The organism is Algoriphagus boseongensis, from assembly GCF_004362805.1.
Classification (GTDB): Bacteria; Bacteroidota; Bacteroidia; order Cytophagales; family Cyclobacteriaceae; genus Algoriphagus; species Algoriphagus boseongensis.
Map to the genome: position 1 here is coordinate 327,886 of NZ_SNYF01000008.1, position 18,622 is coordinate 346,507.

The 18,622-nt window shown below is 39.5% G+C and carries 17 protein-coding genes and 1 tRNA gene; 5 read left to right on the top strand and 13 right to left on the bottom strand.

All coding sequences use genetic code 11. From position 1 onward, the window contains the following. Positions 1-330: 330 nt before the first annotated feature. From DFQ04_RS15235 to DFQ04_RS15265, 7 genes are all read right to left on the bottom strand, one after another. Positions 331-1,875, bottom strand: a complete 1,545-nt coding sequence (locus DFQ04_RS15235) for a bifunctional DNA primase/helicase (RefSeq protein ID WP_133557411.1) — start codon at positions 1,873-1,875, stop codon at positions 331-333. Then, positions 1,872-2,159, bottom strand: a complete 288-nt coding sequence (locus DFQ04_RS15240; RefSeq protein ID WP_133557413.1) for a CHC2 zinc finger domain-containing protein — start codon at positions 2,157-2,159, stop codon at positions 1,872-1,874. Before DFQ04_RS15240 ends, DFQ04_RS15235 begins: the two co-directional genes overlap by 4 nt. Next, entirely contained in the window at positions 2,149-2,424 is a 276-nt protein-coding gene (locus DFQ04_RS15245; RefSeq protein ID WP_133557415.1) for a helix-turn-helix domain-containing protein, read from the bottom strand. The genes DFQ04_RS15240 and DFQ04_RS15245 overlap by 11 nt, the downstream gene beginning before the upstream one ends. Positions 2,425-2,676: 252 nt before the next feature. Further along, positions 2,677-3,618 carry a hypothetical protein gene (locus DFQ04_RS15250; RefSeq protein WP_133557417.1) on the bottom strand — a complete coding sequence of 314 codons (942 nt, stop codon included), beginning with the start codon at positions 3,616-3,618 and terminating at the stop codon, positions 2,677-2,679. A 36-nt stretch (positions 3,619-3,654) separates the two neighbouring features. Further along, a complete protein-coding gene (locus tag DFQ04_RS15255) occupies positions 3,655-4,185 on the bottom strand; it encodes a hypothetical protein (RefSeq protein ID WP_133557419.1) in 531 nt (176 codons plus the stop codon). Next, positions 4,182-5,402, bottom strand: coding sequence for a site-specific integrase (locus DFQ04_RS15260; protein ID WP_133557421.1), 1,221 nt, complete (start codon positions 5,400-5,402; stop codon positions 4,182-4,184). The genes DFQ04_RS15255 and DFQ04_RS15260 overlap by 4 nt, the downstream gene beginning before the upstream one ends. A gap of 229 nt (positions 5,403-5,631) precedes the next feature. Next, positions 5,632-5,716: transfer RNA gene (locus DFQ04_RS15265), tRNA-Ser, on the bottom strand. A 241-nt stretch (positions 5,717-5,957) separates the two neighbouring features. Between DFQ04_RS15265 and DFQ04_RS15270 the strand changes: the two genes are divergently transcribed. Then, entirely contained in the window at positions 5,958-7,526 is a 1,569-nt protein-coding gene (locus tag DFQ04_RS15270) for a sulfatase family protein (RefSeq protein ID WP_133557423.1), read from the top strand. A gap of 45 nt (positions 7,527-7,571) precedes the next feature. On the opposite strand, the gene DFQ04_RS15275 is transcribed toward DFQ04_RS15270, so the two are convergent. Genes DFQ04_RS15275 through mltG form a run of 3 tightly spaced genes read right to left on the bottom strand, consistent with a single transcriptional unit; the run spans position 7,572 to position 10,011 of the window. Next, the gene (locus DFQ04_RS15275) at positions 7,572-8,549 is read right to left on the bottom strand and encodes a YihY/virulence factor BrkB family protein (RefSeq protein ID WP_133557425.1); all 978 of its coding nucleotides are present in this window, start codon (positions 8,547-8,549) and stop codon (positions 7,572-7,574) included. Between the two features lie 12 nt (positions 8,550-8,561). Beyond that, positions 8,562-8,966 (bottom strand): acyl-CoA thioesterase, encoded by a 405-nt coding sequence (locus tag DFQ04_RS15280; protein WP_133557427.1) that lies wholly within the window; start codon positions 8,964-8,966, stop codon positions 8,562-8,564. 1 nt (position 8,967) lies between these two features. Further along, a complete protein-coding gene (gene mltG, locus DFQ04_RS15285; protein WP_133557430.1) occupies positions 8,968-10,011 on the bottom strand; it encodes an endolytic transglycosylase MltG in 1,044 nt (347 codons plus the stop codon). 186 nt (positions 10,012-10,197) lie between these two features. Between mltG and DFQ04_RS15290 the strand changes: the two genes are divergently transcribed. The 4 genes from DFQ04_RS15290 (at position 10,198) to DFQ04_RS15305 (ending at position 14,630) form a co-directional block, all read left to right on the top strand. Beyond that, positions 10,198-10,617, top strand: coding sequence for a (deoxy)nucleoside triphosphate pyrophosphohydrolase (locus DFQ04_RS15290; protein ID WP_133557432.1), 420 nt, complete (start codon positions 10,198-10,200; stop codon positions 10,615-10,617). Between the two features lie 2 nt (positions 10,618-10,619). Further along, a complete protein-coding gene (locus tag DFQ04_RS15295) occupies positions 10,620-11,246 on the top strand; it encodes an L-threonylcarbamoyladenylate synthase (RefSeq protein ID WP_133557434.1) in 627 nt (208 codons plus the stop codon). A gap of 147 nt (positions 11,247-11,393) precedes the next feature. Continuing rightward, positions 11,394-12,017, top strand: coding sequence for a WbqC family protein (locus DFQ04_RS15300; RefSeq protein WP_133557436.1), 624 nt, complete (start codon positions 11,394-11,396; stop codon positions 12,015-12,017). A gap of 81 nt (positions 12,018-12,098) precedes the next feature. After that, entirely contained in the window at positions 12,099-14,630 is a 2,532-nt protein-coding gene (locus DFQ04_RS15305) for an ATP-dependent Clp protease ATP-binding subunit (RefSeq protein ID WP_133557438.1), read from the top strand. Between the two features lie 73 nt (positions 14,631-14,703). Here DFQ04_RS15305 and DFQ04_RS15310 read toward each other — a convergent pair whose 3' ends face one another. From DFQ04_RS15310 to DFQ04_RS15320, 3 genes are all read right to left on the bottom strand, one after another. Further along, the gene (locus DFQ04_RS15310) at positions 14,704-16,104 is read right to left on the bottom strand and encodes an MBL fold metallo-hydrolase RNA specificity domain-containing protein (protein WP_133557440.1); all 1,401 of its coding nucleotides are present in this window, start codon (positions 16,102-16,104) and stop codon (positions 14,704-14,706) included. Between the two features lie 86 nt (positions 16,105-16,190). Beyond that, entirely contained in the window at positions 16,191-18,146 is a 1,956-nt protein-coding gene (locus tag DFQ04_RS15315) for a PspC domain-containing protein (protein ID WP_133557443.1), read from the bottom strand. A 30-nt stretch (positions 18,147-18,176) separates the two neighbouring features. Beyond that, positions 18,177-18,506 (bottom strand): PadR family transcriptional regulator, encoded by a 330-nt coding sequence (locus DFQ04_RS15320; protein WP_133557445.1) that lies wholly within the window; start codon positions 18,504-18,506, stop codon positions 18,177-18,179. Positions 18,507-18,622: the final 116 nt, after the last annotated feature.

Consider the following 18,622-nt stretch of genomic DNA (forward strand, 5'->3'; position numbering starts at 1 on the left):
TATTGGGTTTTGCCTACGAGGAAAACAAAAAAAATATTGAGGCACAGGAATTTGTCTTTTTCAATAAAAAAGACTCAATGGAAGGCGATTATTGGGCTCCTTCTAATTCAACTTACAAGTTCATGTTCCTATCAACCCTCCTTTAATCCCCATCCCCCCACCCCTAAAGGGTGGGGGATGGGGGATGGAAAAAAGCTTGGGTTCTGAGGGATAAAAAATTCAGGTATCTAAAAATTGGGAAAAGTTGTCTCTCTTATTTACCCTGAATACATGTTAAAATGCAGAGCCGAAAAATGCCATTTTTTTGTTTTCAGGGATGGTTCTCCGCCCTCATTGCCTACTAAATTTTGGATTGGCATATAATCCTTTTTCGACACGATATTGGCCCAGGTCGGAACTGATGAGCTTTTCTACTTGCTTCCACGTCATTGAGTATTCAGTTGAGGCCTTCTGGAGAATTTCATTTGTTCTCATCAACTGGTTGTCTCCAAAGACCTTCATCCAATCTATAGTGGTACTTTTATTGACTGGACTTACAAGTTCGGCCTTAGAGAACCACAGCGTTTCAGGATCTTGCTTTAGAAACAATGTGAATTCTGGCGATTTGAATTTTGCATCAATATCATTGCCTTTGACAATTCCCAATTCAATAAATGCCGGGTAGGATTTTGTATGTTTTTTCATTTCAAACATTACCCTGGACTTTGATTCAATGGCCTGACTGCCGATGGAGTTTGCTTTGCTGAGCGCCTTGCTATCTTCAGAAGATTTAGTGACATGATTGATAAATATCACCGCAAGATCGTATTTCATTGAAACCTTTTTCAATAGTTGCATTTGCTCTCGTACAGAGGCGGGGTTGTTCATGTCCGTTCCTGCAAGAATCTCTGTTAATGGGTCAATGATGATTATCCCAGTGTCTGGATTTAGCTCCATGAAGTTTTCTATCTTTTGCTCAATTCTGTCAGGGTCGAGCTCAAAAAAGATCTTGCTGAACACCATCTCTTTTTCACCTTCTGGAAAGTTGGCTACAAGCTTTGAAAGGCGCTTTTTAATCGAATTGGAGTCATCCTCGAAAGAGAAAAACAAGACCTTTTTTCCGCCTTTTACAGGTCCATCCAAAAAGGATTTATTGAGGATATAGGAGATGGAGAACTGAAGCAAAAGCAAGGATTTCCCAGTGTCCGAACCTCCAATGAGGCCGACCAGATTTGATTTTGGCAGAATGTCTTTGATAATAAAGTCAAAGCTTGCTTTGGACTCCATTATTTCCTTGCCGGTGAATGAAGTCTTGTTTTCCTGTTGTGTTTTTATAGCAAGCTTAATGAGTTGATGCAATTCTTCTTTGGTTCTACCACTTGCTTTAAAGTCATAAATATCCTTTCCATCCAAATCATCCGGTAACTCGATTCTGGGGAGGCCATAATATTTTTCCCACTTCTTTGAAAATTTTACTCCTGTTTCATCGATATCGTAGCAGATCAAGATTTTATCAAATCTTTGCCTCAATTCTGTGATCAAGCTAAGTGGAATATTGACAGTTTCACTTTGCATCGATATCGCAGGGATACCAAACATGTCAAACGCCAGCACATCCTTTTCACCTCCTGTGATTACAACGAGTTTACCCTTTGGGGGGAGTTGATGGTATCCGAATGGAGGATTTTTCTCCTTCGAGCGATTTACTGTCTTCCACTTATCTGCCGATCTTGGTCTACATTCTTTATAATTTCCATTTCCAAAATGGTATCGAATAATTAGTTCGTCATTTCCATCTCGTGTGCATTCGATATTGAATTTTATTAGTGTTTCAATGGCAACATAAAACTCATTGAATTGCCCTTCAGATACTTGTTTTCTTAGGTCTGTACTCATCTTAAAATTTGACTAATGATTTCTACTGCTTTTTGAAAATTGGTTTTTTCCATTTTTATAACAAAAGTGATGACATTTCCCACTTCCCCTGTACCATAGTCTTTAAATAGGTAGTCCCCATCTTTTCCCTTGAATACATTAAAAGAGGGGGTATTCTGTTTGGTGGTGAGGAAAGGGTTGGAAATGTTTTTGCCGGGAATGACCCTGCCAAAAGGGTATTTGTTTCCAAGATAAAAATCGAAAATTTGCAGGCTGTTATGCATGATTTTTCGCTTAGTTATCATTGCCAGAATAGTTTTTTTCAATAAGGTTCTGAATGTCTTCTTCCCTGTAATAGATGGTTCCAGCTATTTTCACGAATGGCAATGTGCCGTTGCTGCGTAGGGTGGCGAGCGTGCTGTCTTTGATCTTCAGGATTTTTTTGATCTCCGATGTTCTCAGGAGATTTGGGAGTCCTGTTTTAGTCTGAAGGAGGATACTCTCGATTTGAACCAATTTGGTTTGGATTTCTTCGATCCTTTTGGATTCAGTCAAAATGAAGTGATTCATTGCAGTTATATTGATTGATTATGCTGCAAATGAAAAATATATAACCTACTTATTTCTCGATTTTCTGGTGGTTAAATTGGTGATTTTTTAAGGTGTAAAGAATCAAGTCCTTATATCATTGGGATTTTGTTCAATCGATTCCTTCCAATAAAAAAAGCTGTATTCTAAAGATTATGAATACAGCTCTTATTCAAAATTGAAAAAATGTGTTTGAGATTTCGATTGCAGGCCTGTATAGAATTTAAATTAGCCTCAATCAATTTTATGTTTATTCTTCATTTTACCCGTTTTCTCCTTTTTAAGGAATTCAACCATGCCTTCAAATTCAATAACCATTTCCTGAAGATCCTTGATCAGGTCATCGATTTCATCATCATGGATTTGGCTGAAAATAGAGTCTTTTAGTTTTTTTTTGATTGTTTCACTGCTTATGGAGCTTTCTACCAAAACTCCTTTTTCAATTTTCAAATTGTAAAAGGTGTTTGAGAAAATTTCGCAAAATTTCTTTTTCGTAATTGTCTTTGAATTTAATTCAAAGCCTTTAAACATATCCAAACCTTTTGTTTTACTCCTTTTTTCAGCCGGGTCTCTTACCAATAAGAAATTGTGTTTAATTAATAAAGCAAAAATTCCAGAAATTTTATTTATGGAGCCCCAAATTGGAATTTTATCAATATTTGAATAGGTTGGCTTAAATGGAGGGAATCCCTCATTTTCCTGATAAAATTCTAAGTTTTGATTTAGTTCTTGTTTGAATTTTTTAGCTGTTAAAAGAGGTTTTTGCCTTTCAACGAAGTGGTTGAAGAACTCATTCATACTCGAATTGTTAATCCTCCATTCTGATCCAAAATTATCAAATCTTTGCAATGGAAAGTTTAGCTTCTCTGTTTTTGAGACTTCATCAAAACCATTTATTTCCAATTCTGAGTTTTGAAGTGAATTATTTATTTCCAGGTTAAAAAAAGGATAATCACCGATCAGCTTATCTGTAAAAAAAGTAAGCTCATCGGTGATTTTTGAGATTATTTCATCGGTTAAAGTTAGGAGAAAACATAAGTCATCTTTCCAAACTCGATTTTTTTCATTAAGCCAATCTTCGGTAAATTCTCCTATGGTGTAATGAAGCGAGATTTCTATGTTTTTCGATTCGGAGAATTTTTGTAGAGAAATAAGAGCCTTTTCAAAATTTTGCATTTTTTAATTGCAAAAAAAATAGGGCAAATGTTAAAATCAAAGCCTGATATTTTTTGAATACTCGACAATTGTGAAGTCGTCAAGGTCAAATCGTGAATTGTCAAACAAGTTGGAATCTTTCAAATATTGACCAATATCTACCTTGTCTTCTTTGAGGAATTGAAAGTTAAAATAGCCCGTGTAATCAAAATAGCTTACATCGTGGTCTATTCCCCTATTAACACCAATTAGTACACAGGGATAGGTATAAACATCATACATTGATCCTTTTGGAATTGGAATTAAATTAGAGAAATAATGATTGAACCAGAGAGTGCTCTCTTTTACAATTGAGCTTTCGGCTTCACATATTTCATCGGTGAATTCTATTCTTTCGAAATTGCAAGGCTCAAATTCTACCATAGAATAGGGAGTAGTTTTTATTCTCACGTAATCGTCAGACAAGGACTTTGATTCAATTTTTTTCCATTGCCTGATTTGTTCTTCAGTCCACCATAGTTTGATTCCCCTGCTTATTCCCTCGATCTTTAGGGAACCTCTGTAAAGAATTTTTGAATTTTCGCTCATAATGCATATTGTTTAAGGTTAATACTCACTTTTTTAAATTCCTCTTGGATCCTATCGTTTTGAAGTTCCGCATACGATTCTTGGGTAATTTTGATATTGCTATGCCCCAGTGCTCTACTAAGTACTTCCATGCTCATGCCATTTCTTAGAGCAATGGTTGAAGCAAAAGTCTTTCTGGCTGTATGAGTTGTTATTTGCTTTTCAATTTTGGCCAACGTTGCGATTTCCTTTAGATATCCATTGAAATTTTGATTGGAAGGAATTGGGAAAAGTTTTTTTTCAATGATTCTTTTAGGATGGGTTTCATATTTTGCGATCAATTCAATTGCAATTGGAAGTAGGGGTATTTCAGGGATGTTTTTGCTTGTCTTCTGTCTTGTCATGATGATACCATAGCCTCCGGAAATATTTTTGGAAAGGTTTTCTTCTTTGAGTCGTTCAATTTCATTAAACGGTAGGCCTGTGTGACACATAAAAAGGAATGAATCTCGAATTACTTCTAACCTCGGAACCAACTTCAGTGCTTTTATTCGATTGATTTCTTCTTGTGTGAGGAAGATGATTTCTTTCTTTTGTTTTTTGATCTTGAATTTTTTACTGACATCCTTATCACAATAATCCATTTCATAGGCCCACCTCAACATTGCTTTTACCCTTTCGATTTTCTTGCAGGTTGTATTGTGTTGATTACCCTTAGTTTTTTTAAAAAAATGTTCGAGTCGGATAAATTGTTGGTTGTTGAAATCCTCAATTTTTATGGAAAGCTTGCCTTCAGTGGTAAGGAATTCTACAAACTGGTCATAGGTAATTTTATTCGTCTCCAAGGAAGATTCTGAGTAGTCAGATCCAGTTCTGTTTTCAAGTTGTTCGATAAAAAGCTTATATACTTCAAGGAGTGTGTGAGCTTTAACCAACTTGCCCTGCATGGCGAGTTTGAGATTATTTGCATTTATGTCAAACCGTTGGATTTTGATTTGATCTAAAGCTTCAAACACCTGCAGGTGAAGCCTCTGAAGCTGTTGGTTGTGACGGATAGACAATGGGTCTTTGCCCTTGATAAGTCCCCTTTTTTTATCCCAATTTGCAGGAAGGGAGTAGATTTTTGTTGTTATTTCAGCTCTTGTTCCATTAAGAGTGATCCGTAGATAGATCGGAGCAGTGCCATCATTTTTGGCCTTTTTCTCCTGGAGGATAAAACTAATTGAAGGGATGTTCATAGCTTTTTCGATTTTGAACAAAGCTATTTTTAACACTTTTCTTGAACCAGCCTTTTTCCATAATCACCAAAAAGATCACCAAATCATAGGTCTCGATTGAAAATGGAATAGGTCTCGCAAAAACTCTCTGAAATCCGAAGATTATGGATGATTTCGGATAGATGAAAAAACAAAAAAGCCCCAAATCGCTAAAATTTGGGGCTTTTCGAAACATTTGAATGTTTTTCAGCAGAGAGAGAGGGATTCGAACCCCCGGAACCTCACGGTTCAACGGTTTTCAAGACCGCCGCAATCGACCACTCTGCCATCTCTCTATTTAAACCTCCATCGGATTTCCTTTGGAGAGTGCAAAAGTATATTCTTTATCCTTTTCAGACAAGATTCGGGTTCGATTTTCTTTTAAGTGATTGATTTTTTGATAAAAAACTTTTGAAAATCCTCGCAGCCCAAAATTATCCATTCGATTTGCTTTCTTTTTGGATTCATACCTAGTACTTTCTTATCGTGAAAATGACTTTCATCCCAATTGTAATTCCATCACCAATAAAACCCATTATGAAAAACCGAATTTTTAGTAAAGTCACGGGGCTATTCCTTTTAGGAATTACACTATTCACAAGCTGTGGATCTGACCAAAGTCAGCAAAACTCACAGCCTAAGGCTTCTCCTAACATCATTTTTATTTACCTAGATGATTTGGGGTACGGGGATGTCAGTGCCTATGGGGTTGGTACACTTTCCACCCCAAATATGGATCGCTTGGCTAATGGTGGAATTAGATTTACCAATGGGTATGCATCTTCAGCGACATGTACTCCAAGTCGATTTGCCTTGCTTACAGGGATGTATCCCTGGAGAAATGCAGATGCAAAGATTCTCTCAGGAACGGCTCCCTTGCTAATCGATACGGCTCAACTTACCATTCCTAAATTGTTGAAAGAGCAGGGTTATCATACAGGGATTGTTGGAAAATGGCATTTGGGGCTGGGAACAGGTTCTGTGGACTGGAATCAAGAGATAAGCCCTGGGCCAAATCAAGTTGGGTTTGATTATTCTCACATCTTGGCAGCGACCCAGGACCGTGTACCCACAGTCTATATTGATAATGGGAGAGTCCTAAATCTGGATCCTAATGACCCGATTATGGTGAATTATGATGAGAATTTTGAAGGTGAGCCAACTGCCTTAACTCATCCTGAGCTCCTAACTATGAAATGGCACCACGGGCATAATAATAGCATTGTCAATGGAATTCCAAGGATTGGATTTATGAAAGGAGGGGAAAAAGCCAAATGGAGCGATATCGATATGGCTGATCATTTTTTGGGCAAAGCAAAAACCTATGTTCAGGATAGAGTTAAAGCTGGAGAGCCTTTTTTCCTTTTCTATGCATTGCAAGAACCACATGTTCCCAGAACTCCACATCCAAGATTTGAAGGTACTTCTGGTATGGGTCCTAGGGGAGATGCAATTCTTGAGGCGGATTGGGTAGTTGGGGAATTATTGAAAGAATTAGAGGAACAGGGGATTTTGGAAAATACGCTCATTTTCTTCTCCAGTGATAATGGACCAGTGCTCAATGATGGATACTACGATGATGCGGTGGAGAAAATTGGAAATCATACTCCGGCTGGACCATTGCGAGGAGGGAAATATTCTCTTTTTGAAGCAGGAACCCGAGTACCTTTTATCACCTATTGGAAGGGAACAATCCAGCCTGGAGTTTCAGATGCTTTGGTTACTCAAATTGATTTATTGGCTTCTTTGGCTGCACTTACTGGAAGTGAAAAAACTGCAGCAGATAGTGAAAATTTGATTGATGTTCTAATGGGTAAAAGCCAAAAGGGGAGAGAAGCTTTTGTCTTGGAAGCGACCACTAAAACGGCCCTTCGAGCTGGAGATTGGTTGATGATTCCTCCCTATAATGGTCTAGAAGTGGCTGCTCAGGTAAATATCGAATTAGGAAATAGTCCTGAATATCAATTGTATAATTTGAAGGAAGATATTGGGCAGACTAAGAATCTAGCTCAAACCAATCCTGAAAAGCTTCAGGAAATGATTAGCATTTTTGAAGGAATTCGAGGGCCAAATGATAAGCAGATCCAACAATTGGAATTGAAGTAAAATAACAAAGGCCTGGTAAATTCCAGGCCTTTGTTATTTTAAGATTTACTCATTTTCTGGAGATTCCGCTGCAAATATTTTCCTTCGATTCTCCCGTTCTTTTGCCTTTTCTTCTGCCAGATCTAGACTGACATTGACTTCAAAACATACCAGTACGATCATCGAGGTAATGAATAGCCAAAGCATCAGGGCAATTAGAGTTCCGATCGATCCGTAAAGCTTATTGTAGCTGGCGAAATTTTCCAGATAAAAAATAAATCCATAAAAACCCAAAGTGATCAATAATCCAGAGAGTTGAGCGCCAATGGAAAAGAAATGCCATTTGTCATGGACTGCCGGGGCAAATCTGAAGATGAATGCTGAAGTCATGTAAAAAACTGCCAATAGAATCAAAAACTTCAAGGTATTGAACAGAAAAATCATGAAGCTGCTATTGAAAACCTGAAGCTCGTCAAGCCTTGAAATCAAGATGCTACCAAAGATCATTACGGTGCTGGCAGCTATAATCGTCACCACAAGCATAGTTACTATGGCAATCGCAATCATCCTAGTGCCCATAAATCCTCGGTTTTCTTTCGTTTTATACACAGAATTAAAGGAATCCATCATGGAAACTACCCCTTGGGTGGAGGCAAAAAGTGCAAAGAAGAAACCGAATGACAACAAGCTCTGCCTAGGCCTGGACACAATGTCCATAATGGTGGTGTCAATATTTTCGTAGATATCCTGTGGAATGATACTTTGTACAAAGGATAAAATATTCTCTGTGGTAATTACCGGAAATAAATCTTGGAGGTATGGAACAAGATTCAATAGAAAAAGTAGGAGAGGAAATAAGGCAATCGTATAACTGAAGGCCATTGAACCAGCCCGCTCGTTGATATCGTCTTTTTTAAGCTGCTGAATAAAAATCCTTGTGACATCGTATAGATTCTTGTCAGGATGCCCAAAATGAATCTTTTTGAGTTGCCTTGCTTTAAGCTGTAGACGAAGTCGATATTTGAAAATCTTTTCTTTTACCACCTGAATAAGACTCTAAAAATAGGGTTTCATTAAAGCTAGTAAATTTCCCGGGGGGCGAGTGGGTTGATGGGTATCTTTTTTCAGAAATGCCAAGGTGGTCCAACCTTCAGTGATCAATTCATTGGACTCATTAAAAACTTGGTATTCAAAGCGGATTTTCACTCCTGGCATTTCGGGAATTACCGTCTTGATCGTCAAGAGCTCGTCATATTTTCCTGGCTTGAAGTAACGAAAATGACTTTCCAAAACCGGCATCATTATCCCTCCCTCTTCCATTTCCTTATAGGAAAAATTAGCCGAGCGCATGGCTTCTACGCGAGCCACCTCAAAGTACATCGCGTAATTTCCGTAATACACGTACCCCATTTGGTCGGTTTCGGCGTATCGTACTCGGATTTGAGTTTCAGCTTGAAACATGCTAGTAGATTTTTGCTGCATTAAGGGCAGATTGGTATCTCCGGGCATTGGCCAGGTGCTCATTATAGGTTACAGCGAAAGCATGGTAACCTGAAAAATCCTCCTTGGCGCAGAAATACATGTAGTTGTGTTTTTCAGCGTTTAAGACTGCATTTAATGAATTGATATCCGGAAGATTAATTGGTCCTGGAGGTAAGCCGGTGTATTTGTAGGTATTGTATGGGCTGTCTATTTCTTTGTGAATATTCAAAATCCGCTTTAGCGTAAAATCTCCCGTAGCATAAACTAAAGTGGGATCGGCTTGCAAAGCCATTCCTATTTTCATCCGGTTCAAATACACTCCGGCAATTTTTGCCCGCTCGTCTGCTTTTTGACTTTCTGCCTGTACGATCGAGGCCAAGGTACTAACTTCCTTTTGGGTCAATCCTAAAGCCTGAGCTTTTTGCTTTCTTTCATCCGTCCAAAAAGATTGGTATTCTTTATACATACGATCAAAAAGTCCATCCGCACTGGTATTCCACCAAAGTTCGTAGGTGTTGGGGATAAACATGGAAATGACCGTCTCCTCATCAAAATCAAACTTTCGGATATAGACCGAATCTTGAAGCAAATTGAGGAATTGATCCTTGGTCACTTCAAGGTTTGCAGTAATTTTTTCTGCCAAATCCTCCTTTGTTCGGATGTTATTGAAAGTGACTTTTACCGGGATTTGATCCCCTGACCTGAGCATACGCACTAGGTCCAGATTACTCATTTTGGGCTCGATTTTGTATAAACCCGGTTTTACAGCTTCCTGATAGTCTAGAACCTTAGACACGAAACTGAAGCTAAGCGCATCATTGATGACTTTGTCGTCGTAAAGTTGATCCACCACGTTCTTGAAAACTGAATTAGTGGGGATCTTCAGGATATAAGGCTGATCGAACTCTACCAGTGTATTCGGGCTAAAAAATACCTGATAGAAATAAAAGGTCAGGGAAATCGCCAATACCGAGGCCGAAATCAAAAGGATCAGCAGAAATTTTTTCCGTTTTTCAAGTTGCATAAGGGACAAAAATAGGAAAGGTTGAGGAAAATCTTTCTGGAAAAAAGCCGTCCAGAAATCTAATTGATGTTAAACTTCACGCCAATTAGTTGATTTACTTAGGTTTTTCTCTGAATTCTTGGTTGTAGCTCTTTCTTTTCTCGAAAACTTTCGATTTTAAATCCAAAAATTTTAGGTTCGCAAACCATGAAATCTATCTCCGTCACCTGCGCCATTATAATTCACCAAGGGAAGATTTTAGCTGCTAGGCGCAGTCAAACAATGGATTTATCAGGGAAATGGGAGTTTCCGGGTGGAAAAATGGAAGAAGATGAAGAAGCTGAGGATTGCCTGATCCGAGAGATTCTTGAAGAGTTGGGAATTACTATCATTTCTTTAAAAGCTCTCACTCCAGTGAATTATTCCTATCCAACCAAAACTATCCGCTTGATCCCATTTTTGTGTTCTTGGGAAAGTGGGGAAATCTCTCTTTTGGAACATGAACAAGTCTGTTGGCTGGAGAAAAAAGACCTTTTTTCATTGGATTGGGCGGAGGCAGATCTTCCAATTGTGCACGAATTGCAAGAAAATTGGGTTAAGCTTGTAGGACAAACAGAAAGAAACTAGTCATGGCCGAGTTTATTAGGCTTTACGAAGAAAATCCTGAACCCAGACGGGTCAGGCAGATTGTGGAAATCCTCCGAAATGGGGGAGTAATCATCTATCCCACCGATACCGTGTATGGGATGGGTTGCGACATCACCAATCAAAAAGCGGTAGAAAAGATCTGCAAAATCAAAGGTATAAATCCTAAAAAGCACAACTTTTCCTTTGTTTGTGCGGATTTGAGCAATATTTCTCAATACACGCGGGTGATCACCAAACCGGTGTTTAAAATGATGAAAAAGGGTCTTCCCGGACCTTTCACCTTTATTTTGGAGGCAAGTTCACAAGTACCGAAAATCCTACATAGCAATAAAAAAACGGTAGGTATCCGGGTTCCTAATCATGGAGTGCCTAGGGCAATTGTCGAGGAATTGGGTCAACCTATCCTTTCTACCTCCATACATGATGAAGATGAAATCATTGAATACAGCACGGATCCTGAATTGATATTTGAAAAATATCAAAACCTTGTGGACGTAGTGATAGACGGTGGATATGGATCAAATATTCCTTCAACGATTTTGGACTGCACCGGAGATGAGGTGTTGGTAATCAGGGAAGGCTTGGGTCAGGTGGAGGAGATTCTTTAATAGATATAAGAAGCAAGACGTAAGACTTTAGATATAAGAAAATAGAAGTTTGAGAAAAGGATCTATTTCGTTTCATAGGAGGAGTCCCTAAGCCTAATATGGACCTTTTTACAAGAGAATTCTCAATAACCAGTAACTATCAGTTTCTTGAAAAGAGTAGCAATCGATTTACATTATTTGCCAACCTTGGAGTTCTTTTCGGCTATCTACGATGCTGAGGAAGTCCTGCTTTTTCCAAAGGATTTATACCAAAGGCAATCCTTTTTAAACCGGACAAAAATCCTTCTAGCCAATAAAGTGGAAACCTTGAGCATTCCTATCAAAGGGAGGAGACCAAGGATTCCTATGGATCAGGTGAAAATCGATTTTTCTCAAAAATGGCAGGCAATTCACCTGAGAGGAATTCAAAGTGCCTATGGGAAGGCACCTTTTTTTGAATATTTCTTTCCCTATTTTGAACCTATATTTCAAGAGCAGGAAGAAAGTCTTTGGAAATTCAATCTGGAATTGCTGACAATCTGTCTTAAACTTTTGAGATGGCCTGTCAGACTTGTCTCGGTTGAAAAAGGTGAAGATTCAATTGAATATCTGGATATAAGGGGGCAAATCACGCCGGGGAGGCCGTTTTTGGAGAGAAACTTTTACCGTCCACAACCTTATCCCCAGCTTTTTGGCTTAGACTTTGAACCCAACCTGAGCATTCTGGATTTGTTGTTTTGCCTAGGGCCAGAGGCTGGGACAAGTTTAAAAAACTCGGCAAAAAAAGAATGAACAATCGTTAAAAGGATTGTGTTTTTAAAACAAATTCGGTAACATACGTACAGATTTATTATACAATCAGAAAGGAATTAAATGGAAGCAAAATTTTCAAATAGGGTCAAAGAGGTGATCTCTCTCAGTCGCGAAGAAGCTCTTCGTCTGGGGCATGATTACATTGGCACAGAGCACCTCTTGCTAGGGATGATTCGAGAGGGGGAAGGTGTAGCTGTTTCCATTCTTAAAAAACTGGGCGTACCTCTGGACGAGTTGCGCAATGCTATTGAGCGGGCTGTGAAAGGCACTGCAAATCACAATGTGAAAAACATGGCCAATATTCCATTGACCAGACAATCAGAAAAAGTATTGAAAATCACTTATCTGGAAGCCAAGATATTCAAGAGCCAATTAATCGGTACCGAACATCTTTTGCTTTCTATCCTTCGTGATGAAGACAATATTGCCACTCAGATTCTGAACAAATTTGAGATAGGATACGACACAATTAAAGATATGCTGGAAATGCAATCTGATCCAGGAGCAGCTCCAAGAGCCAAGGCTGAAGCTGAGGATGGAGATGATGATGGTTCAAAACTATTCGGTTCCTCAAATCCAGGTGGAGGATCTTCCAAGCCAGGTGCAGAAAAATCCCGTACTCCTGTGCTAGATAATTTTGGTCGTGATTTGACCAAAATGGCTGAAGAAGATAAGTTGGATCCAATTATTGGTCGTGAGAAGGAAATTGAGCGAGTAGCTCAGATTCTTTCCAGAAGAAAGAAAAACAACCCAATTCTTATCGGTGAACCCGGAGTTGGTAAAACTGCTATCGCTGAAGGTTTGGCGCTAAGAATCGTTCAAAAGAAAGTTTCTAGAGTCTTGTTCAACAAGCGAGTGGTGACTTTGGATTTGGCATCTTTGGTCGCGGGTACCAAATACAGAGGTCAGTTTGAGGAGAGAATGAAAGCAGTGATGAACGAGCTGGAGAAATCTCCAAACGTGATCTTGTTCATTGATGAGTTGCATACCATAGTTGGAGCAGGTGGAGCTTCTGGTTCTCTCGATGCTTCCAACATGTTCAAACCTGCTTTGGCGAGGGGAGAAATTCAATGTATTGGTGCTACCACTTTGGATGAATACCGTCAGTACATTGAAAAAGACGGAGCTTTGGCTAGACGTTTCCAAATGGTAATGGTAGATGCCACTTCACCTGAGGAGACAATTCAGATTTTGAACAACATCAAGGATAAATACGAGGATCATCATAACGTAAACTATACCGATGCGGCGATTGATGCCTGCGTGAAATTATCAGATCGATACATTTCAGATCGTTTCTTACCGGATAAGGCTATTGATATCTTGGATGAAGCAGGTGCCAGAGTCCATATCAACAATATTCACGTTCCTGAGGAAATTCTAAAGCTTGAAGCTGAAGTAGAAAATATCAAAGCGGAGAAAAACCGTGTGGTAAAATCCCAGAAGTATGAGGAAGCTGCTCAGTTAAGAGACAAGGAAAAGAAATTACTGGAGCAGCTTGAGGTTGCAAAAGCGAAATGGGAGGAAGATAGCAAGTCCAAGAGATTCACAGTGGATGAGGATAATGTTGCAGAAGTAATTGCAATGATGACAGGAATCCCTGCGAAGAGAATTGCTCAGAATGAGGGCAACAAGCTCTTGAACATGGGTGAGGAACTCAAAGGAAAAGTTATCGGTCAGGAAGAAGCTATCAAAAAATTAACCAAGGCAATTCAGAGAACACGTGTCGGTTTGAAGGATCCTAAAAAACCAATTGGTTCATTCATTTTCTTAGGACCAACCGGTGTAGGTAAGACTGAATTGGCTAAAACTTTGGCAAATTACCTATTTGACAAAGAAGATGCTTTGATTAGAATTGACATGTCGGAATACATGGAGAAATTCTCCGTATCCCGACTGGTTGGAGCGCCTCCAGGCTACGTAGGTTATGAAGAAGGTGGTCAATTGACAGAAAAAGTCCGAAGAAAGCCATATTCTGTGGTTCTTTTGGATGAGATCGAAAAAGCTCACCCAGATGTCTTCAACATACTTCTTCAAGTACTTGACGATGGTATTCTGACTGATGGATTGGGTAGACGAGTTGATTTTAGAAATACAATCATCATCATGACTTCCAATATTGGCGTTCGTGATTTGAAAGACTTCGGAGCTGGAATTGGTTTTTCTAACAAGGCTAAGCAGGAAAACATGGATGACATCATGAAGTCAACCATTCAATCTGCTTTGAAAAAGGCTTTCAGTCCTGAATTCCTGAACCGTCTGGATGATGTAGTGGTATTTAATTCTTTGAGCAAGGAAGATATCTTCAAAATTATCGATATCAGTTTGGGCAAGTTGTTCCGAAGAATCACCGAATTGGGCTATAAGATCGAACTCACTGAAAAGGCTAAAGAATTCCTAGCTGATAAGGGTTACGATCAACAATATGGTGCCAGACCACTGAATCGTGCGATCCAGAAATATTTGGAGGATGCTATCGCAGAAGAAATTCTGAAAGGTGATTTATCCGAAGGAGATGTGATTACAGCGGATTATTCCGGTGAGGGTAGCGAGCTTTCGATTTCAGTTAAGAAAAAGGAAAAGGCTGATTAAGCTGATTTATCTTAAATAATAGAAGGCCTCGATAATCGTCGAGGCCTTTCCTTTTTACGGCTGTTTTTCAAGATTAAATCCCTTCAAAGAGAACAAATGATTCCAAATATTGAGGAATTGTCACGTTCCAGCCCATCTCGCTTTTCAACTTAAAAGCCAAGGCTTCTGAACTCTCTTTTTCTCCATGAATGACAAAGGTCATCTTGGGTTTGTCGCAAAATCCCTCTGCCCAATCCATTAATTCGTCCTGATCTGCATGGGCTGAAAGTCCTTCAATCTGGTAGATTTTAGCCTTTACCGAAACTTCAATTCCATAAATTCTAACTGATTCTTCCCCGTCAAGCAGCCTTCTGCCTCTTGTTCCTTCAGCTTGGTAGCCTACTACGATAATCCCGTTTTTTTCTTCAGGAAGGTGATGAAATAAATGGTGCAACACCCTTCCCCCAGTAGCCATACCGCTTGCAGAGATGATGATGGCTTTGCCTCGATACTCATTCAAAGACATGGACTGTTCCTGCTTTTGGAAATAATGAAGATTGGGGTGCTTAAAGGCATGCTGATCATCATCCTCCAGCATGGCAGAAAGCCTATGATCCTTATGAAAATCCAAATAAAGCTTTGTCGCATCAATCGCCATTGGACTATCCACAAAAATGGGAGCTTTAGGAATTTTTCCTTTTTCCATCAATTGGTAGAGATGATACATGATCAATTGGGTTCTGCCAACTGCAAAAGCAGGAATTATAGCCAACCCATTTCGATCAAAAACATCCAAAATAGCCCTAGCTAATTCATCTTCAGGTTTATTGGTTGGGGCTTTTCGGTCGCCATAGGTTGACTCTATCCAAAGAATATCAGCCTTGGGAATTCGGGTAGGGGGATACATGATGGGATCGTGATATCTGCCCAAATCTCCAGAAAAAACAAGCTTTTTGGTTTGCTGGTCTCCTTGGATTACGATTTTCACAATGGCTGCTCCAAGAATATGCCCGGCATAGTAGTAGGTGACTTTAACTCTGTCTGAAATAGAAAATGGTGTTTCAAAGGGTTGAGGAACCAAAAGTGGAAAAACAGCTTCTGCATCTTCCATGGTATAAAGAGGTTGAGGGTCTTCATGCTTTGAATACCCTTTTTTTCTTGCGTATTCTGCTTCTTCTTCTTGGAGTTTCCCGGAATCCAGCAAAAGAATTTTAGCTAATTCCGCAGTAGCTTCTGTGCAATAAATAGGCCCCCGGAATCCCTGTTTGACGATTTTAGGTAGATAGCCAATGTGGTCCAAATGGCCATGAGTCAGAACGATAGCTTCCATTTCATCAACCGGCATGGGGAATTTATCCCAGTTTCGCGCTCTCAATTCACGCGGACCTTGAAAAAGTCCACAATCCACCAAAAATTCAAAATTCCCCAAATCGATTAGGTATTTGGAACCAGTGACTGCTCCTGAGCCTCCTAAAAACTTTACGTTAACATTCATTTTCTCAATAGTTATTACACTAGAAGGTACAAAAAAAGAGGCACCTTAGGAGTGCCTCTTGGAGATAAATTAAATCTGCTTGGGATTTAATCTTTCATAAAAAATGAATCCTTGAACTTCTCTTTAGATAGACTGTCCAAATTAGCTTTGGTCAGTGAATCCATTTTTGCATTTTCTTCTTCCCAATCATCCCAATCTGAATTTTCTGATTTTCTATCTGGACAAGTCAGGCAGATCAAGCCGGCTTGATTGAATACCCAAACTGCCTCAGGACGGACATCGGAAGATCTATAGCCATTGGCGTAAATGGTGCTTCGGAGAATTTCAAGAAGGGATCGCTCCATGATAAATGGCTTATCATAAGGGATTTTAAGCGTCAAGTTTATGCGCTGATCTCTGAAGACATCCAAAGAACTTAAATCATATCCTTCTTCGAAAGTGATCACAGAGTCTGCTACAGCGTAGGAATAGCTTAGTTTTTTGGCATTTTCCTGAGCCTCAGCTTTTGTTTTTCCTCTTGCTGAAAACTCCTGAACCAATACCACTACCGAATCAGCACTACCCTCAATTTTCAGGTTTGCCTTGTTGAACAATTCCTCGTCTTCGATATCATTTGCTTTTAGAATCAATATTCCAGGACTTGTGGCGAGCTGTTCCACTTTTTCGAATTTGTTTTCTTCCTTAAACTGAGCAACAATCTTAGGGATTTGGAATGCTGCTATTCCTATACACAGAAGCCACAATCCAAGAGCCACCAATCCGAATCTTCCTCCGATCAGATTTTTCTGAGCCAGAACACTTAGTCCTAAAAGAAGAATCACAATTCCCGGGATGAAAATTAAACCCAAGGAGGCAACGACAAGCCAAATTGGAACTAGGTCAGTAAATAACTCTACCGGGAAATTATCCATCCAAACTCGATAATCAGCATCAGTTACTCCGAAGTAAGCAAACAGGGCGATCAATGGAGCGATCGTCAATCCTAATCCAAGGAAGAAAATGATAAGGCCAAAGATGATCCGAATCACATGCGCAATCACTTTTCCCACTGGTCCCAAAGCTGAACCTATCGCATCAATGACTTGACCCAAAACTCTAAATGGAGTCATCACGATTTTTCGTGCTGTTGATTCTGGTTGAGGGGGTACCGGGTTGATACTTTCTTTGATCGTGGAATCAATATTATCCAGGGTAATTTCTCCACCTTTCATTTTTATTCGCTCAGTAATTGAACTGGCAACCGGAGTGATGATCCATAGAATCAGATAAATCAAAATCCCTGATCCACCTGCGAATGCAAGTACTAAAAAGGCTATTCGTACATAGAGAACTTCAATCCCGAAGTAGGCAGACAAGCCACTGGATACACCTCCTAGAACTTTATCATCCGGATTTCTAAACAGCTTTTTGATGTTTTTATCCTCAATAACCTCATAGGAAACCGGAAGAATTATCCAGAGTACGATGTAGGCTACAAAGGCAAAAAAGCCAAAGCTCAGATTGATTTTGAAATCATTGAATGGGAGAAAATCCAAGAATCCCAACTTGAAGTTTAGATGACCGCTGAAAAGCAAAAGGATTGCAATCAACCGGGTCCAAAGAGGATCAATACTGAAATAGTTGGCTATTCCTGCGCAAACGCCACCCAAGATTTTCTTGTTTTCCAGACGCTTGAGTTTTTTGTACCCTCCGGTTTCACTTCCTGGAGGTGTCACATATTTGTAAAAATCATCTTGAGAGTAATTTTCTTCCTCCTTTACCTCAACTTCTTCTTCTTCGATGGAGGTGAAATCCGCGATGGTCCCCATTTTTTCAATGAGCTTATCCACGTTTTCAGCAGTGATGACTTGCTTGTTGTTTTTTAGGTTGGAAAGGAAAATTTCCGCAATACGATTTTCAATATCAGAGATGATTTCCTTGCTGTCCTTATATCCTGAGAAGTGCTTATTGATCGCATCCAGGTATTTTCGTAGTGTATCGTATCCGTCTTCCTCGATGTGGAAGAGAATGCCACTAATATTAATGCTTATTGTCTTTTTCATGGTTTTCGCGTTGTGGTGATTGGGCTTTGATCAATTCTTGGCAGTAATTTGAAGTGTGGAATTGACCAGCGATTTCCAGGTTTCGGATAGGGTATCCAAAAACTTCTTTCCCTCCTCGGTAATGGAATAGTATTTTCTGGGAGGGCCAGCTTCGGACTCTACCCAGCGGTAGGTGACCAGCTCGGCAGTTTTTAGCCGATTGAGCAAAGGGTAGAGAGTTCCTTCGACCACGATCATTTCTGCCTGAGTCAGCTCCTCAATTAAATCTGAGGTATACACTTCTCCTCTGGAAATGATATGCAGCACGCAGTACTCCAGTAGTCCTTTGCGCATCTGAATCTGTGTGTTTGATACATTCATTGGTATGGCGGTTAATATATTTTGGAAGGGAGAGATTCTCCTTTTCCTATCCTCCAAGAGAGAAAAATGATACCAATCTTTTCCAAGCTACCTTGTATAACCTAATTCCTTGCTTT

Excerpts from the sequence above, each read along its gene's own strand:
- DFQ04_RS15235 (WP_133557411.1), bottom strand. The coding sequence starts at position 1,875 with ATGAGTACAGACCTAAGAAAACAAGTATCTGAAGGGCAATTCAATGAG.
- DFQ04_RS15240 (WP_133557413.1), bottom strand. The coding sequence starts at position 2,159 with ATGATAACTAAGCGAAAAATCATGCATAACAGCCTGCAAATTTTCGAT.
- DFQ04_RS15245 (WP_133557415.1), bottom strand. The coding sequence starts at position 2,424 with ATGAATCACTTCATTTTGACTGAATCCAAAAGGATCGAAGAAATCCAA.
- DFQ04_RS15250 (WP_133557417.1), bottom strand. The coding sequence starts at position 3,618 with ATGCAAAATTTTGAAAAGGCTCTTATTTCTCTACAAAAATTCTCCGAA.
- DFQ04_RS15255 (WP_133557419.1), bottom strand. The coding sequence starts at position 4,185 with ATGAGCGAAAATTCAAAAATTCTTTACAGAGGTTCCCTAAAGATCGAG.
- DFQ04_RS15260 (WP_133557421.1), bottom strand. The coding sequence starts at position 5,402 with ATGAACATCCCTTCAATTAGTTTTATCCTCCAGGAGAAAAAGGCCAAA.
- DFQ04_RS15270 (WP_133557423.1), top strand. The coding sequence starts at position 5,958 with ATGAAAAACCGAATTTTTAGTAAAGTCACGGGGCTATTCCTTTTAGGA.
- DFQ04_RS15280 (WP_133557427.1), bottom strand. The coding sequence starts at position 8,966 with ATGTTTCAAGCTGAAACTCAAATCCGAGTACGATACGCCGAAACCGAC.
- mltG (WP_133557430.1), bottom strand. The coding sequence starts at position 10,011 with ATGCAACTTGAAAAACGGAAAAAATTTCTGCTGATCCTTTTGATTTCG.
- DFQ04_RS15290 (WP_133557432.1), top strand. The coding sequence starts at position 10,198 with ATGAAATCTATCTCCGTCACCTGCGCCATTATAATTCACCAAGGGAAG.
- DFQ04_RS15295 (WP_133557434.1), top strand. The coding sequence starts at position 10,620 with ATGGCCGAGTTTATTAGGCTTTACGAAGAAAATCCTGAACCCAGACGG.
- DFQ04_RS15305 (WP_133557438.1), top strand. The coding sequence starts at position 12,099 with ATGGAAGCAAAATTTTCAAATAGGGTCAAAGAGGTGATCTCTCTCAGT.
- DFQ04_RS15310 (WP_133557440.1), bottom strand. The coding sequence starts at position 16,104 with ATGAATGTTAACGTAAAGTTTTTAGGAGGCTCAGGAGCAGTCACTGGT.
- DFQ04_RS15315 (WP_133557443.1), bottom strand. The coding sequence starts at position 18,146 with ATGAAAAAGACAATAAGCATTAATATTAGTGGCATTCTCTTCCACATC.
- DFQ04_RS15320 (WP_133557445.1), bottom strand. The coding sequence starts at position 18,506 with ATGAATGTATCAAACACACAGATTCAGATGCGCAAAGGACTACTGGAG.